Here is a 13,830-nt window from a genome sequence, read left to right on the forward strand (position 1 = left end):
CGTATGTGGAACGACGGCATCGGGGGAGCGGGCGTGCGGGTGCAGGCGGTCATGGCGGGGCTGGTCAGCGCGGTGGTCGGGTACGCGAGCTCGTTCACCGTCGTGCTCGCCGGCCTGCGCGCCGTCGGAGCGACACCGGGGCAGGCCGCGTCCGGCCTGCTGGCCCTGTGCTGCGGCATCGGCGCGGCGGCGATCTACCTCGGGCTGCGCCACCGCATGCCGATCAGCATCGCCTGGTCCACCCCCGGCGCGGCGCTGCTGGTGGCGACGGGTCCCGTGCCCGGCGGTTTCCCGGCCGCGGTCGGCGCGTTCATCGTCTGCGCCGGGCTGCTCCTGCTCGCCGGTCTGTCGCCCTGGCCCGCCCGGGCGATCGCCGCCATCCCGCGCCCGATCGCCGGCGCCATGCTGGCCGGCGTCATCCTGAGCCTGTGCACCGCGCCGGTCCGCGCCGTCGTCGACGTCCCGCTGCTGGCCGTGCCCGTCGTCCTGACCTGGGCGGTCTTGCAGCGGTACGCGCGGCGCTGGTCCGTTCCCGGCGCGCTGGCCGTGGCGGTCGTCGCCATCGCGGTGCACGGGCCCGCCGACGGCCTGTCCGGCGCGGCGCTGCGGCCCGCGGTCGAGCTGACCGCCCCGACGCTGAGCCTGTCCGCGGTGGTGAGCATCGCCATCCCGCTCTTCCTCGTCACCATGGCCGCGCAGAACGTCCCCGGCATGGCGGTCATGGCGACCTACGGGTACGCGCCGCCCCTGCGCCCGATCCTCGTCGCGACCGGTCTGGCGAGCGCGGCGGCGGCGCCGTTCGGCGGTCACGCCGTCAACCTGGCCGCGATCACCGCGGCGCTGACCGCGGGCCCGGACACCCACCCCGACCCCGGCCGCCGGTGGATCGCGACGGTGGCCCTCGGCGCCGGGCAACTGGCGCTCGGCCTCGGCGCCGGCCTGGCCATGGCCCTGGTGCTGCTGTCCCCGCCCGTGCTGGTCACCGCGGTGGCCGGTCTGGCGTTGTTGTCGGCGCTCGGCTCCTCGCTGGCCGGCGCGGTGACCGAGCCGGAGGGACGGGAGGCCGCGGTGGTCACCTTCGTGGTCACCGCTTCGGGGATGACGATCCTGAGCATCGGCGCGGCGTTCTGGGGCCTGGTCGCGGGCGGCCTGACAGCGCTCCTGCTGCACAGACGATCTCCGTCGGAGACCTCGGCCGAGGACTCCGGGACGGAGCGTCCCGTCCCGGCCGGTCAGCGTTCGTAGGGGCGGCCCCTGAGCCGTGCCATGGAGGCGTCGAGGTGGGTGCGCATGGCGGCGGCGGCCCCCATGGCGTCGCCCGACGCGATCGCGTCGCGGATCCGGCGGTGCTCGCCGAGCACCTGGTCGAGATGGCCGGGGTCGGGCTCGGGCCCGGCGTACGGGCGGGTGATCGCGCCGGCGCCCAGCGTGTCGAGCAGGTCGAGGTAGAAACGGTTGGCCGTGGCGGCGGCGATGGCGCGGTGGAAGGCGAAGTCGGCCTCGACGGCGTCGCTGGCACCGCCCCGCACCGCGGCCGTGCGGCGCAGCGCGGCGTCCACGGCGGCCAGCGCGGCCGGCGTGCGGCGGGCGGCGGCGAGCGCGGCGGCCTCCACCTCGATGCCGCGCCGCAGCTCCAGCAGGTGCAGCCGGTCCTGCGGGTCGCGCACCGTGCCGAGCGAGTGGGTGAAGTCCTGCGCCGCCGGCCTGGCCAGCACGGAGGAGCCGCGCCCGCGCCGCGTCTCGACCAGCCCCGCCGCGCGCAGCCGCGAGACGGCCTCGCGTACGACGGTGCGGCTGACGTCGAAGCGGACGGCGAGCTCGCCCTCCGACGGCAGCAACGCGCCGGGCTGCCATTCGCCGCTCCCGATGCCGCGCCGCAGCTCGCCCTCCACCCGGTCGGCGAGGCTCGCGCCGTACTCGTCAGCCATGGTCGAGACCCAGGGCCTCGGCGGTGCGGGCGGTGAGCTCCCTGAGCAGCTCGGGCTGCCCGGACAGGGAGAGGCCGTAGGAGGGGAGGAGGTCGCGCAGCGCGGGCCGCCAGCCGGGCAGGTGGCCGGGGAAGGCGCGTTCGAGCACGTCGAGCATGATCGCCACGGAGGCGGAGGCGCCGGGGGAGGCGCCGAGCAGGGCGGCGAGGCCGCCGTGGGACGACGTCACGACCTCGGTGCCGAAGCCCGCGATCGAGCCCCGCCCGTTCACCCGCTTGACCACCTGCACCCGCTGCCCGGCCGTGACGAGCTCCCAGTCCTGCGGCCGCGCGTCGGGGACGAACCGGCGCAGCGCCCGCAACCGGCCGCCGCGGGTCTGCGCGACCTGCCCGACGAGGTAGCGCAGGAGGTCGCGGTTCTCGCGGGCCGCGCCCAGCAGCGTGCCGGCGTTGCGCGGGGTCACCGACCGCGGCAGGTCGGACAGCCGGCCGTGCTTGAGGAACCGCGGCGAGAACGCGGCGAAGGGCCCGAACATGAGATACGGGCGGCCGTCCACCACCCGGGTGTCCAGGTGCGGCACCGACAGCGACGGCGCGCCCGGCTCGGCGTGGCTGTAGACCTTGGCGTGGTGGCGGGCCAGCAGCCCGGGGTCGGCCGTGCGGAGGAACCGGCCGCTGATGGGGAAACCGCCGTACTCCCGCGTCTCCGGCACGCCGGCGCTCTGGAGCAGGGGCAACGTCCCGCCGCCCGCGCCGAGGAACACGAACGGCGCGCGAACGGGGAAGTCGCGGGCGCCGTGCAGGTCGCGCACCCGCAGCCGCCAGGAGCGCCCGTCCCGCCGCAGCGACCGCACCTCGTGGCCGGTCCGCACGTCGGCGCCGTCACCCGCCAGGGCGGCGAACAGCCGCCGGGTGAGCACCCCGTAGTCCACGTCCGTGCCGCCAGGGGTGCGGCAGAGCGCCACCGGCCCACGCCTGGTGCGGCCGGCGAACATCAGCGGGAGCCACCGCGCCATGACGTCCCGGTCGGTGGTGAGCTCCATCCCCTCGAACAGGGGGTGCGCGCGCAACGCCGCGTGGCGCAGCCGCAGGTGCTCCACCCCGGCGGCGCCGTGCGCGAAGGCGTAGTGGGGGACCGTCCGGATGAAACCCGCCGGGTCGCCGAGCGCGCCCTCCTCGGCCAGGCGCGCCCAGAGCTGCCGGGAGAGCTGGAACTGGTCGTTGACCGCGATGGCGCTGCTCACGTCGATCGAGCCGGCGGCGGTCAGCGGCGTGTAGTTGAACTCGCAGAGCCCGGCGTGGCCGGTGCCCGCGTTGTTCCAGGCCGACGAGCTCTCCAGGCCGAGGCCGTCGAGCCGTTCGAGCACCAGGACCGACCAGTCCGGCCGCACGCGGCGCAGCAGCGCGCCGAGGGTGGCGCTCATGATGCCGCCACCCACCAGCACCACGTCGTAGTCGGCCCGTCCGTCCTGGGCGATCACCTGTCGTCCTCCACAACCTGTATGACAAATCCCCATCTTGTATAACATGTCGTGTCAACGGGCAGGGGACCGGCGGACACCACGTCCCGCCCTTTACGATCAGGACGCGTGAGTGGAAGATTGCGCCGGATCGCGGCCGACAACGAGCGGATCGCCGCCGACGGCCGCTACCCGGCAGCCGACGGCACGACCGTCGAGGTCGGCCGCCGGGCGTGCCGGTGCACCGGGGCGAGAACGGCCGGCTGCTGGCCGAGCCGTACCTCGTCTCGTTCCTCACCTCGCCGGCGCCCGACGCCGGGCAGGTGCTGCGCCGCGACCCCGGCGCGGGCGAGCGGATCCGGCGGGCGCTGACCGAGCGGGCGTTCGCCGAGCGGTTCGGCAGCGGAGCGGACCCGGCGGCGTTCGGCAGCGGAGCGGACCGGGCGGCGTTCGGCAGCGGTGCGGCGGCCGGCGACACCGCACCGGCCGCCGTCAGTGACCGGTGAGCGCGGGCCAGGAGGCCGGGAGGCTCACGCGGGCAGCGTCCACTTCTGGTTGGCGTTGGCGGTGCAGGCCCAGATCTGCGGCGGTGTGCCGTCGGCGTTCACGCCGCCGCGCACGTCCACGCACCTGCCGCCGAGCCCCCTGATCTTCCCCGTACGAGTGACGCCGCCGCCGTCGCCGATCGTGAACTCGCCCCGGTTGAGCACGCGCGGCCCGAAGTAGCTGGCCTGCACGCTCGCGTTGGTGTTGTACGCCGGGTCGATCAGCCACTCGGCCCAGACCATGAACCAGGTCCAGCGCGGCTGGGCGTCGAGCAGCGCGGGGCTGGGCGCGCGGCCGACCTCGGCCAGGGAGATCGGCTTGCCGCCCGCGACGCCGAGCATCGCCTGGTAGTCGGAGGCGGAGGGCTCCAGCTTGACCCAGACGTCGAGCGAGGCCACGTCGGCGTAGGCCCCGCCCGGCCAGTACTGGCCGATCGAGCCCATGTCGAGGTCCTTGACGTTCCAGACCCAGACGAGGTTCGTCAGGCCCTGGGCCGTGTAGTAGTCGTAGGCGATCTGGTAGAGCTTGCGGCTGCCGTTCGCGCCGGGCCTGCCGCCCCACCACGACCAGCCGTCGTTCATCTCGTGCACGGGCCGCCAGAGCACCGGCACGCCGGCGCTCTGGAGCCGGCGCAGGTGGGGCAGCGCCTCGGCGAGCCGGCTCTTGTAGGCGTTGTTGAGGCTCGTGCCGTTCGTGACGAGCTGGCTCCACTGGTTGTCGGACAGCCGGCTGAGCACGCCGGCCGAGTCCCAGCCGCAGGTGGAGCCGGTGGTGGGCGGGCACATGTGCCAGGTCAGCGCCACGACGGAGCCGCCCTGCCACTGCCGGATGGCCTCGCTGACCATGGTCTGCCGGTTGGCGACGTCGGCGGAGGAGAACAGGAAGTCGCCGCCCCACAGCCCCGGCGTCTGGCCGGTGATGCCCTGGGCGAGGCGGGTGTACCTGGTGGGGTCGCTGTTGGGCTCGCGGTTGTGCTGGCCGGACAGGGTGGAGCGGCCGGAGATGCCGGTCAGGTAGTTGATCAGGTCGGTACGGGAGGCGGCAGGAAAGGCGTGGGCGGGCGGCGCGAGGCCGAGCACGGCGGCCAGCACGAGCACGAGGCTCCACCAGCCATGGCGGGGGCGGGGGGTGCGCATGATCATCCTTCCTGGGGATAGGCGGTGACCTCGTCGACGGTCAGCGTGCCGGTGCCGGGGCCGCCGCCGACGTAGAACGACAGTTGCTCGAAGCGCGTCAGGTCGAGCGGGCCCGCGCCGGCCCAGCTCGGATGGGCGAAGCCGGCGAACGGGATGCGCACCGTCCCGTCCGGCGCCGCGTCGAGGGTGTGCTCGAAGTAGACGCCGCCCGTGACGAACTGGACGGTCACCTTCGCGGGCGCGCCCGTCCGGCCGAGCCGCAGCTCCAGGCCCTGCCGGCCCCAGACGTCGAGGGCGGGGGAGAAGGTGCGGGTGACGCCCGCGTAGCCGGCGCCGCCGAGCGTGTAGTCCAGCCGCATGGCCTGCCCCGGCACCAGCTCCGGCACGATCAGGTCACCGCCCGGGTTGCGGACGTAGGCGGCGGCGAGCTGCGCCGAGTCGGCGAACGTCTCGAAGTCGTCCACGACGGCGGGGGCGGTGGGGAGCGGGCGGGTGCTGAAGGAGGCCACGGCGCTGCCGGTGCGGCCCGCGGCGTTGACGGCGGTGATCCGCCAGTGGTACGTGGTGCCCGGCTCCAGCTCGCCGGACGGCGTGTGCGCGGTGCCCGTGATGCCGGTGGCCTGGAGCACGGGGTCGCTCAGGTCCGCCCGTTCGGAGACGGCGAGCGTGTAGAAGGCCGCGCCGGCCGCCGGGCCCCAGGTGAACGCCGGCGTGCCGAGCACGTCCTGGGCTCCGGAGGCGGGGGCCAGCGGGGCGAAGGAGGCCGGAGGAGCGGTGACCGGGGCCGGGTCGGCCGACCACAGGGTGACCCGCGTCAGCCCGGCCACCCGCCCGCCCACCGGGCCCGCCGCGGCGGCGCCTGCGTCGGGCGCGCACGCCTGGCGTTCCGCGTCACGTTCGCACGCCTGGCGTTCCGCCGCGCACGCCGTGGCCCCGCAGTCGCCGTTCCACAGCACGCGTACGTGGCCGGCGCCGCCGGCGTCGGCCGTCACCTGCCCGTCACCCGTCTCGTGCCGCACCGTCCGCCAGGCGCGGCCGTCGTCGGAGACCTGCACCCGCACGCGCGGCCGGCCTGTCACGCCGGCCAGCACCCGCTGGAGGCCGGGACGGCTCCACGACATCCACGCCTGCCCGTCCGCGCGGGCCACGGCCGTGCCGTCGCCGGGGACGATGGTGACGTTCGCGTGCCCACTGGCCAGGCCGGTCGTCTCCAGCGGGTCGGTGAGCACGGTCTGCGCGGCGCCGGCGCGCACCGGCTCGGAGGCGGCGCCGCGCCGCCCCAGCCGGTCGACCGGGACCACCCGGTACGTGACGTCCCCGCGCGCCCCGGCGTCCAGCCACGGCGTCCGGTCGTCGGTCAGCAGGCCCTCGTGCGCCCGCACCCAGCGCCCCCGTGCCGAACGCTCCACGATGTAGCCGCTCGCGCCCGCCGCGCCGCGCCAGCGCAGCTCGTTGAGCCCGCCGCGCTTGTCCACCTGCGTGATCAGCGCAGGCCCCGCGCGCGGGACGCTCCGGCCGGGGGAGAGGTGCCCGGCGAAGGCGATCTGCGCCTCGACCGAGGCCCGCATCCGCTCGTCGTCGCCGGGGAAGTGCAGGGTGAAGCCGTCGTCGTGCTGGACGAAGCCGTTGCGGTCGTGGTGGCCGAACAGCGACCACGACAGCATGCCGGTGACGTCCGGGTCCTCGGCCAGCGGGGTGAGCAGGTCCTTCGTGGCCGCGGTGGAGGCGTACTCGCCGCCGATGTACACCTTGCCCGCCGCCGTCACGGTCGCCGCGTCGGCCCGCACCCGCTCGGCGGCCGGCGGGTAGTAGTGCACGTCCACGATGTCCACGCCGGGCGCCGCCAGCGTGTCGGGATCGATGTCGAAGCGGCGCCCGGCCGCGATGAGCTGGCGCGGCGCCCACTGCCGGAACGCGGCGGCGTTGCGGTTGAGCCAGTCGAGCGTCATGCCCTCCAGCTCGTTGCCGAACTCCCACGCCATGATCGTCGGGTCGGCGTTGTAGGCCAGGCCGGTCAGCGGGTTCACCCGGTGCATGACGTGGCGGACGTAGGCCTGGTAGTCGGCGATCACCCGCTCGTCGGTGTAGAACGCCGGGGACGGCAGCCCGTACGTGCCGGTGAAGTCGCGGTGCCCCCCGTGGTAGTACGACCACTCGTCGGTCAGCGGCAGGATCAGCCGCAGGCCGATCGCCCTGGCGTGGGCGATCGCGTAGTCCACGGTGGCGAACGCCTCTTCGTTGAAGCCCGCCTCCTTGGAGGGCAGGATCGACAGCTCGTTGCCGGTGGAGGCCAGCATGTGGGAGCGGACCACGGTCATGCCCATGGCCCTGGCGGTGTCGAGCGCGTCGCGGATGCGGAAGAACGTCGGGTAGCCGACGCCGCCGACGTTCTCGTCCAGGCCGAGCCAGTAGATGTTGGTGCCGGCGAAGCGGAACGGCCGGCCGTCGAGGACGAGCCGCGACTCGCTACGGGTCACGAACCGGCTGCTCGCCGAGGGATCGGCGTGGACGGGCGGGGCTGAGAAGACGGCCAGGACCAGCGCGGCCAGGCTCGCCCAGGTGCGGGATCGCATCGCGGGCACCTTTCTCGGCAGACTTGCTTTACCGGATAAGTGCCCTGACCATAGAACCGCTACGACAACGATGTCAACGAAGCGAAATCGGCCTGCCCCATGCGATGTGATGAGCAGCTAAACCGGTTCAGATACCCAGCCGGTCGTACGGCACCGCGTGACTCGTGTGCCCGTGCACCCCCGTCGTGGTCGTCGCCATGAACAGGGAGTTGAGCAGCGCCTCCTCCACCGCGTCCATGACCGCCGCGAACACCGGATCCAGCGCGGCGTCGGGCAGGACCGGCGACCGGGAGGCCGTGCTGAACGCGATCGCGTAGTCACCGCTCCCGTGCGAGTACGACGCCCCCACCCGCCCCATCGCGAAGATCGCCCGCCGGGCGAGCCGGCCGAGCTGCCGGGCGTCGAGCGGCGCGTCGGTGGCCACCACGATCATGCACGAGTTGCCCGGCGGCTCCACGCGGCCCGCCCCCGGGACGAGCTCCTCCACCGGCATCGCCACGCCCCGCACGGTCAGTACGCCGCCGAAGTTGGCCTGCACGAGCACCCCCACCGTGACAGGAACGCCCTCCACCACCTGCAGCCTGGAGGAGGTGCCGATGCCGGCCTTGAACCCCAGGGCCGTCGTCCCGGTGCCCGCGCCCGCGCATCCCTCCGCGGGCAGACCGCCCGACGCGCCCTCCAGCGCGTCGAGGACGTGGCGCTCGGTGATCGGGCGGCGCCGGATGTCGGACAGGAAACCGTCGTTGGTCTCCCCGACGAGCGGGTTGAAGGACAGCCCGCCGGGGTGCAGCTCCATCAGGTACGTGAGCACCGCGTCGGCCGCCCTGAACACCGACAGCGTGCCGGTCAGCACGATGGGCGACTCCAGCACGCCCAGCTCGTCCACCTGGGTCGAGCCGACCAGCTTGCCGTACCCGTTGCCGGTGTGCACGGCGGCGGGCAGCGCTCTCATGGGCCGGGGAACGATCGCGGTGACCCCTGTGTGGAGGCCGGCGCCGTCGTCGATCGTGGTGTGCCCCACCAGGACGCCCTCGACGTCGGTGATCGCGTTCAGCGGCCCGGTCGGCAGCGGGCCGACGAGCACGCCGAGCGCCCGCGCCCGGGAGCGCCCGGTCATGACTCCTCCGGCGGCAGGTACGGGCCGAAGTGGCCGGCGAGCAGGCCCGCGACGGCCTCGGCGTCGAGCGTGCCGTCGATCTCGAGCACGCGGATGCCCAGGCGGCGCGCGGAGCGTACGGCGTCGTCGGCGACGAGGCGGTCGCGTTCGAGCCGGTTGCGCTGGGCCAGGTCCGGGTCGCTCACCCCGGCCCCGACGGCGGCGGCCCGGGGCAGCTCGCGCGCCTGCCGGTCGCGGAACTCCGCGGTGGGCACCATGACGACCATCCGCCGGGGCGAGTCGACGATCGGCGCGACCAGCTCGGGCCGCAGCCCCCAGCCCTCGGCGACGATCGGCCGCCCGGAGACGAGCCCGCGCAGGTCGTCCAGGGCCCACTCGAACCGGACGGGGAAGCCGGCCAGCGTCCGCGCGGCCAGGTCGGCCGGGGTGCCGCTCAGCCACATGGTGTCGGGGTCCGGCCCGGCGGGCGGCTCGCCGAGCCTGACGCGGCGGGCGACGCGGCGGTCGTCGTGGCCGCGGGCGTCGTGGTGGTCGTAGTGGTAGGCGGTCAGCCCGTGGCGCAGGGCCAGCAGCCTGGCCACGGTCGACTTGCCGGCCCACTGCCCGCCGCCGATCCACAGCGCGCGGCCCAGCGTGCCGAAGGGGTCCCAGGTCACAGGCGTGTTCTCCTCGTCGTACGCAGCGGTCGATCTTCACACGGTAGTGGCGTTCACGCGGTTGTCACCCGAAGCCGGTGTGGTCGCCGCCCGGCGTCCTCTACGTTGGTCGGGGCCGTCGCGGCGGCGGCCGAGAAGGCGAGGATCGTCCATGTCGATTTCTCGGCGCACCATGCTCGGCGCCCTTGCCACGGCCGGCACGATCGCGGGCGCGACGCCCGCGGCCGCCGCGGCGCGGACCGGCCGGCGGCGCAGAGCCCAGCACGTCGTCCTCGTCGACTGGGACGGCTTCGACCCCGCCTACCTCGGCCGCGTCCCCACCCCCAACCTCGACCGGCTGGCGGCCAGGGGCGTCCTCACGGTCGCCGACGCCACCTTCCACACCGTCTCCAACCCCTGCCGCGCGTCCATGAGCACGGGCGTGTACCCGGAGGTGCACGGCAACGTCGCGTACGTCTACGACGCGGCGAGCGGCAGGGCGCAGGGGCAGAGCCGGTTCCTGGCGGCCGAGACCATCGCCGAGTCGCTGGCGGCCGAGGGCCGCACCGTCGCCTCCGTGCAGTGGTACATGGTGCAGGACCATGGCGTGCGGTACGGCGACCCCGAGCACCTGTACGTCCAGCCCGGCGGCGGGTTCGGGCAGCGCGTGGACGTGGCGATCGACCTGCTCAACCTGCGGCCGGTGGACTCCGGCGGGCAGCCGGTGACCGTCCCGAGGATCCCCGACCTGCTCGCCGTCTACAGCTCCGACCTCGACGGGCTCGGCCACAACGAGGGCCCCGACAGCCCGAACCTCGGCCCGCTGCTCGCCGAGCACGACCACCAGCTCGGCCGCCTCGTCCAGGCCACCAAGGATGTCGGCATATATCGGGACACGGCGTTTCTGCTGACCAGCGATCACGGCATGACGGCCTGGAACCGCACCCTGCTCCCGCAGGTCGTCGGCGCCGTCCAGGCGCTCGGCCACAGCGTCGAGGTCGTGCCCTCAGGCTCGGCACCGGCCGCCGGCACGGAGGTCGTCATCGTGCCCAACGCGGTCCGCCTGGGCGACCTCACGCTGCGCGGCGCCGCCGCCGGCCCGGCCGCCCGCGACAGGATCAGGGCCGCGCTGCGCAGGCTCCCGGAGATCGGCCGGGTGCTCGACGAACGCGCGCTGCGCGCCCTGCACGCCGGCGACAAGCTGGGCGACCTGGTCGCCGAGGCCAGGCCCCCGTACGGCTTCGCCCTGCCCGAGCCCCCGGCCGGGCAGTGGCGCGGAGCTCACGGCAGCCTCGCCGAGAGCAAGGTCCCCCTGCTGCTGTCCGGCGCGGGGATCCGGCCCGGCGCCCGCCCGCGCGGCGCCCGGCTGATCGACGTCGCCCCGACCATCGCGGCGCTGCTCGGCGCCCGTCCTCCCGCGCACGCCCAGGGCCGGGACCTGACCGTCACCCCTCTTCCTTGAGCCGCTCGAAGACGAGCTGGGTGCGCCGGACGGCGCGCACGCCGTACACCTGGGAGATCAGCTCGGGGGTCAGGACATGGTCGGGCGGGCCGCCGGCGACGATGCGGCCGGCGTTCATCACGTAGAGCCGGTCGCAGAAGGCGGCGGCCTGGTTGAGGTCGTGCAGCACCGCCAGCGTGGCGATCCCGAGCTCGCGTACCAGGTGCAGGATTTCGAGCTGGTGGCGGATGTCGAGGTGGGAGGTGGGCTCGTCGAGCAGGAGCAGGCGGGTCTCCTGCACCAGGGCGCGGGCGAGCAGGGCGCGCTGCTTCTCGCCGCCGGACAGGGTGGCGAAGACCCGCTCGGCGGCCCCCGCCAGGCCGACGCGCTCCAGCGCCCGCGCGTACCGCTCCTCGTCGGCGGCGGCGTCCGGCCGGTACGGGGTGCGGCCCATGGAGACGATCTCGGTCACGGTGAAGTCGAGGTCCGCCGGGATCTCCTGGGCGACGACGGCGATGCGCTGGGCGGCCTGGCGGGCGGGCAGCCGGTGCACGTCGCCGCCGTCCACGGCGATGAGCCCGGCGCTGGGGCGCAGCGCCCGGTAGACGCTGCGCAGCAGCGTGGACTTGCCGCAGCCGTTCGGCCCGACCAGGCCGACGAACTCACCGTCGTCCACCACCAGGTCGGCCTCGTGCACGATGGCATGGCCGTCGAGGCCGACGGACACTCCTCGGAGGTCGAGCTTCACTGGACGCTCACCGCCCGGTCCACCGAGCGGCGGCGCAGCAGCCAGAGGAAGAACGGCACGCCGAACAGGGCGGTGACGATGCTGAGCGCGAGCTCCTGCGGGGCGTTGACGGTGCGCGCGGCGATGTCCACGAGCTGCAGGAAGACGGCGCCGAGCAGGGCGGTGACGGGCAGCACCCGGCGGTGGTCGGCGCCGACGAGCAGCTGGGCGGCGTGCGGCACGATCAGGCCGACGAACGCGATCGCGCCGCTGGTGGCCACCAGCACGCCGACCAGCAGCGAGGTCAGCACGAACAGGATCAGCCGGAAGCGGCCGACGTTCACGCCGAGCGAGACGGCGGTCTCCTCCCCGGCGGCGATCGCGTTCAGCGGGCGGTGCTGCAGCAGCAGGTACGTCACCCCGGCCGCGAGGACGACGGCCGGCAGCGGCAGCATGTGCCACCGGGCCCCGCCCAGGCTGCCCATCAGCCAGAACAGCACCTGCTGCGCGGCCCGCCCGCTCTGCGCGGCCTGCAGCACGTAGCTGTAGGCGGCCTGGAAGAGGTAGGCCAGCGCCACCCCGGCCAGCACCAGCCGCGACGGGGTGAGCCGGCCGGAGCGCTGCGCCAGCGCGTACACCAGGCCGAGGGCGAGCAGCGAGCCGGCGAAGGCGGCGGCCGACAGCGACAGCCCGCCGAGCGCGGAGGTGCCCAGGATGAACACGCACACCGCGCCGAACGAGGCCCCGGAGGAGATCCCGAGCAGGAACGGGTCGGCGAGGGGGTTGCGCACCAGGGCCTGCAGCACCGCGCCGACCACCGCCAGCCCGGCCCCGACGAGCAGCGCCAGCAGCGCACGAGGGAGGCGGAACTCCCACACGATCTGCTCCTGCACCGGCGTCCAGGTGCGCGGCACCAGGCCGGGGACGAGGCGGTCGGCGACGATGCCCCACGCCTGCGGCAGCGCGACGTGCACCGCGCCGATGCTCACCGCCAGCCAGGTCGAGGCGAGCGCGGCCACGGCGAGCGCGGCGACGAGCAGGGTGAACCGGCGGCCGCGCCGGCGGGCCGGTCCGGCGCTCACCGCCCGGGCGGGCGCCACGTCCTGGGCGGTCATTGCGCGAAGGCGTCCGGGTGCAGGAACCTGGCGATGTCGGTGATGGCCAGGATGTTGCGGTAGCCGGGGTGCTGGGCGGCCACGGGCAGGGCGAGGTAGCGCCTGTCCTTGGCGGCCGGGCTGTTCTTCGCGACGGCGAACGCCTCCTCGGCCTTGGCCGGGGAGCTGGGCATGTCCTCGCCGCGCAGCGTGGCGTAGTCGCTGACCAGCACCGCCTCGGGCTGGGCGGCGCTGACCTGCTCGACGCTGACCTCGGTGTAGTCGCCCTTGACGTCCTTGAGGACGTTCTCGCCGCCGGCCGCGGTGATCATCTGCTGGGTGATGCCGGAGCCGCCGTAGGCGTTGACCGGGCCCTTGCCACCGTCGGTGGCCAGCACCTTGACCGGGGTGCGGCCCTCGACGCGCTTCTTGACGTCGGCCAGGCTGCTCCGCAGCTCGCTGACCAGCTTGTCGGCGCGGTCGGAGACGCCGAAGATCTTCCCGAGGTTCTGGATGTCGGTGAAGGTCTTGTCCAGGGTGTACTGGAGGGTCTCCTCGGGGCTGCACCAGCCGCCCAGGATGTAGACCGGCGAGCCCGCGGCGTGCAGTTCCTCCACGCCGGCGTAGCCGCCGGCGGCGTCGAAGCCGGCCATCGCGTTGTCCAGGACGAAGTCCGCGCCCTGGGCGAGCATGACCTCCTTCTGCGGCAGCATGATCGTCTCGGAGATCTGCGGGATCTTGTCGTACTGCTCCTTCTGGCCGGGCAGGAACGCGCTCTCGCCGAAGAAGGTGCGCCCGGCGACCCGGTCGCCCAGACCCAGGGCGAGCAGCGTCTCCAGCGACGGGTGGTAACCGGTCACCACCTTGGACGGCGGCTGGTCGAAGGTCAGCTTGCGTCCGCAGTTCTCGATCGTGACAGGGAAGCCGGCCTGCGGCGCGGAGGCGGTCTCCGTCTGCTGCCGGGGAGCCGGGGCCTGGCCGCAGGCGGCCAGCGTCAGGGCCGCCACCAGGGCGAGCAACCTTCTCATGATCCGGCCACCGCCTTCTCGCTGGTGATCGGCATGGCTGGGACGGTGCGGAGCAGGCGGCTCATGTAGCGAGGTCTCCGGTGGTGAAGGTTGGACGATCGTGACCATTGTGCACATAGCCCGCAATTGCCAGCAAATTGCATCTG

At 74.4% G+C, this 13,830-nt stretch carries 12 protein-coding genes; 3 read left to right on the top strand and 9 right to left on the bottom strand.

From position 1 onward, the window contains the following. Positions 1 to 3: 3 nt before the first annotated feature. The gene (locus HD597_RS13380) at positions 4 to 1,245 is read left to right on the top strand and encodes a benzoate/H(+) symporter BenE family transporter (protein WP_253742348.1); all 1,242 of its coding nucleotides are present in this window, start codon (positions 4 to 6) and stop codon (positions 1,243 to 1,245) included. On the opposite strand, the gene HD597_RS13385 is transcribed toward HD597_RS13380, so the two are convergent. Next, positions 1,233 to 1,928 (bottom strand): FadR/GntR family transcriptional regulator, encoded by a 696-nt coding sequence (locus HD597_RS13385; protein WP_253742349.1) that lies wholly within the window; start codon positions 1,926 to 1,928, stop codon positions 1,233 to 1,235. The genes HD597_RS13380 and HD597_RS13385 overlap by 13 nt on opposite strands. Beyond that, positions 1,921 to 3,408, bottom strand: a complete 1,488-nt coding sequence (mqo, locus tag HD597_RS13390) for a malate dehydrogenase (quinone) (protein WP_253742350.1) — start codon at positions 3,406 to 3,408, stop codon at positions 1,921 to 1,923. Before mqo ends, HD597_RS13385 begins: the two co-directional genes overlap by 8 nt. 212 nt (positions 3,409 to 3,620) lie before the next feature. Between mqo and HD597_RS13395 the strand changes: the two genes are divergently transcribed. Further along, positions 3,621 to 3,893 (top strand): hypothetical protein, encoded by a 273-nt coding sequence (locus HD597_RS13395; RefSeq protein WP_253742351.1) that lies wholly within the window; start codon positions 3,621 to 3,623, stop codon positions 3,891 to 3,893. 24 nt (positions 3,894 to 3,917) lie between these two features. On the opposite strand, the gene HD597_RS13400 is transcribed toward HD597_RS13395, so the two are convergent. The 4 genes from HD597_RS13400 to HD597_RS13415 all read right to left on the bottom strand — a co-directional run bounded on the left by HD597_RS13400 (position 3,918) and on the right by HD597_RS13415 (position 9,415). Next, positions 3,918 to 5,069, bottom strand: a complete 1,152-nt coding sequence (locus HD597_RS13400; RefSeq protein ID WP_253742352.1) for a glycosyl hydrolase — start codon at positions 5,067 to 5,069, stop codon at positions 3,918 to 3,920. Between the two features lie 2 nt (positions 5,070 to 5,071). Beyond that, a complete protein-coding gene (locus HD597_RS13405; protein WP_253742353.1) occupies positions 5,072 to 7,642 on the bottom strand; it encodes a cellulase family glycosylhydrolase in 2,571 nt (856 codons plus the stop codon). A gap of 127 nt (positions 7,643 to 7,769) precedes the next feature. Then, positions 7,770 to 8,759 carry a P1 family peptidase gene (locus tag HD597_RS13410; protein ID WP_253742354.1) on the bottom strand — a complete coding sequence of 330 codons (990 nt, stop codon included), beginning with the start codon at positions 8,757 to 8,759 and terminating at the stop codon, positions 7,770 to 7,772. Continuing rightward, entirely contained in the window at positions 8,756 to 9,415 is a 660-nt protein-coding gene (locus HD597_RS13415) for a hypothetical protein (RefSeq protein WP_253742355.1), read from the bottom strand. Before HD597_RS13415 ends, HD597_RS13410 begins: the two co-directional genes overlap by 4 nt. A 151-nt stretch (positions 9,416 to 9,566) precedes the next feature. On the opposite strand from HD597_RS13415, the gene HD597_RS13420 reads away from it, so the two are divergent. Beyond that, positions 9,567 to 10,856 carry an alkaline phosphatase family protein gene (locus HD597_RS13420; protein WP_253742356.1) on the top strand — a complete coding sequence of 430 codons (1,290 nt, stop codon included), beginning with the start codon at positions 9,567 to 9,569 and terminating at the stop codon, positions 10,854 to 10,856. Here the strand turns inward: HD597_RS13420 and HD597_RS13425 are convergent. From HD597_RS13425 to HD597_RS13435, 3 genes are read right to left on the bottom strand one after another with little or no spacing between them, the layout of a single operon-like run. Beyond that, positions 10,840 to 11,583, bottom strand: a complete 744-nt coding sequence (locus HD597_RS13425; protein ID WP_253742357.1) for an ABC transporter ATP-binding protein — start codon at positions 11,581 to 11,583, stop codon at positions 10,840 to 10,842. The two genes, HD597_RS13420 and HD597_RS13425, sit on opposite strands and share 17 nt — an antisense overlap. Beyond that, entirely contained in the window at positions 11,580 to 12,677 is a 1,098-nt protein-coding gene (locus HD597_RS13430; RefSeq protein ID WP_253742358.1) for a FecCD family ABC transporter permease, read from the bottom strand. Before HD597_RS13430 ends, HD597_RS13425 begins: the two co-directional genes overlap by 4 nt. After that, positions 12,674 to 13,684 (bottom strand): ABC transporter substrate-binding protein, encoded by a 1,011-nt coding sequence (locus HD597_RS13435; RefSeq protein WP_253742359.1) that lies wholly within the window; start codon positions 13,682 to 13,684, stop codon positions 12,674 to 12,676. The genes HD597_RS13430 and HD597_RS13435 overlap by 4 nt, the downstream gene beginning before the upstream one ends. Between the last annotated feature and the right edge of the window lie 146 nt (positions 13,685 to 13,830).

Origin of the sequence: Nonomuraea thailandensis, from assembly GCF_024172165.1 — a bacterium.
Classification (GTDB): Bacteria; Actinomycetota; Actinomycetes; order Streptosporangiales; family Streptosporangiaceae; genus Nonomuraea; species Nonomuraea thailandensis.

Bases quoted from the DNA above. Each gene is read 5' to 3' on its own strand.
- HD597_RS13380 (WP_253742348.1), top strand. From the start codon at position 4: ATGTGGAACGACGGCATCGGGGGAGCGGGCGTGCGGGTGCAGGCGGTC.
- HD597_RS13385 (WP_253742349.1), bottom strand. From the start codon at position 1,928: ATGGCTGACGAGTACGGCGCGAGCCTCGCCGACCGGGTGGAGGGCGAG.
- HD597_RS13400 (WP_253742352.1), bottom strand. From the start codon at position 5,069: ATGCGCACCCCCCGCCCCCGCCATGGCTGGTGGAGCCTCGTGCTCGTG.
- HD597_RS13405 (WP_253742353.1), bottom strand. From the start codon at position 7,642: ATGCGATCCCGCACCTGGGCGAGCCTGGCCGCGCTGGTCCTGGCCGTC.
- HD597_RS13410 (WP_253742354.1), bottom strand. From the start codon at position 8,759: ATGACCGGGCGCTCCCGGGCGCGGGCGCTCGGCGTGCTCGTCGGCCCG.
- HD597_RS13420 (WP_253742356.1), top strand. From the start codon at position 9,567: ATGTCGATTTCTCGGCGCACCATGCTCGGCGCCCTTGCCACGGCCGGC.
- HD597_RS13430 (WP_253742358.1), bottom strand. From the start codon at position 12,677: ATGACCGCCCAGGACGTGGCGCCCGCCCGGGCGGTGAGCGCCGGACCG.
- HD597_RS13435 (WP_253742359.1), bottom strand. From the start codon at position 13,684: ATGAGAAGGTTGCTCGCCCTGGTGGCGGCCCTGACGCTGGCCGCCTGC.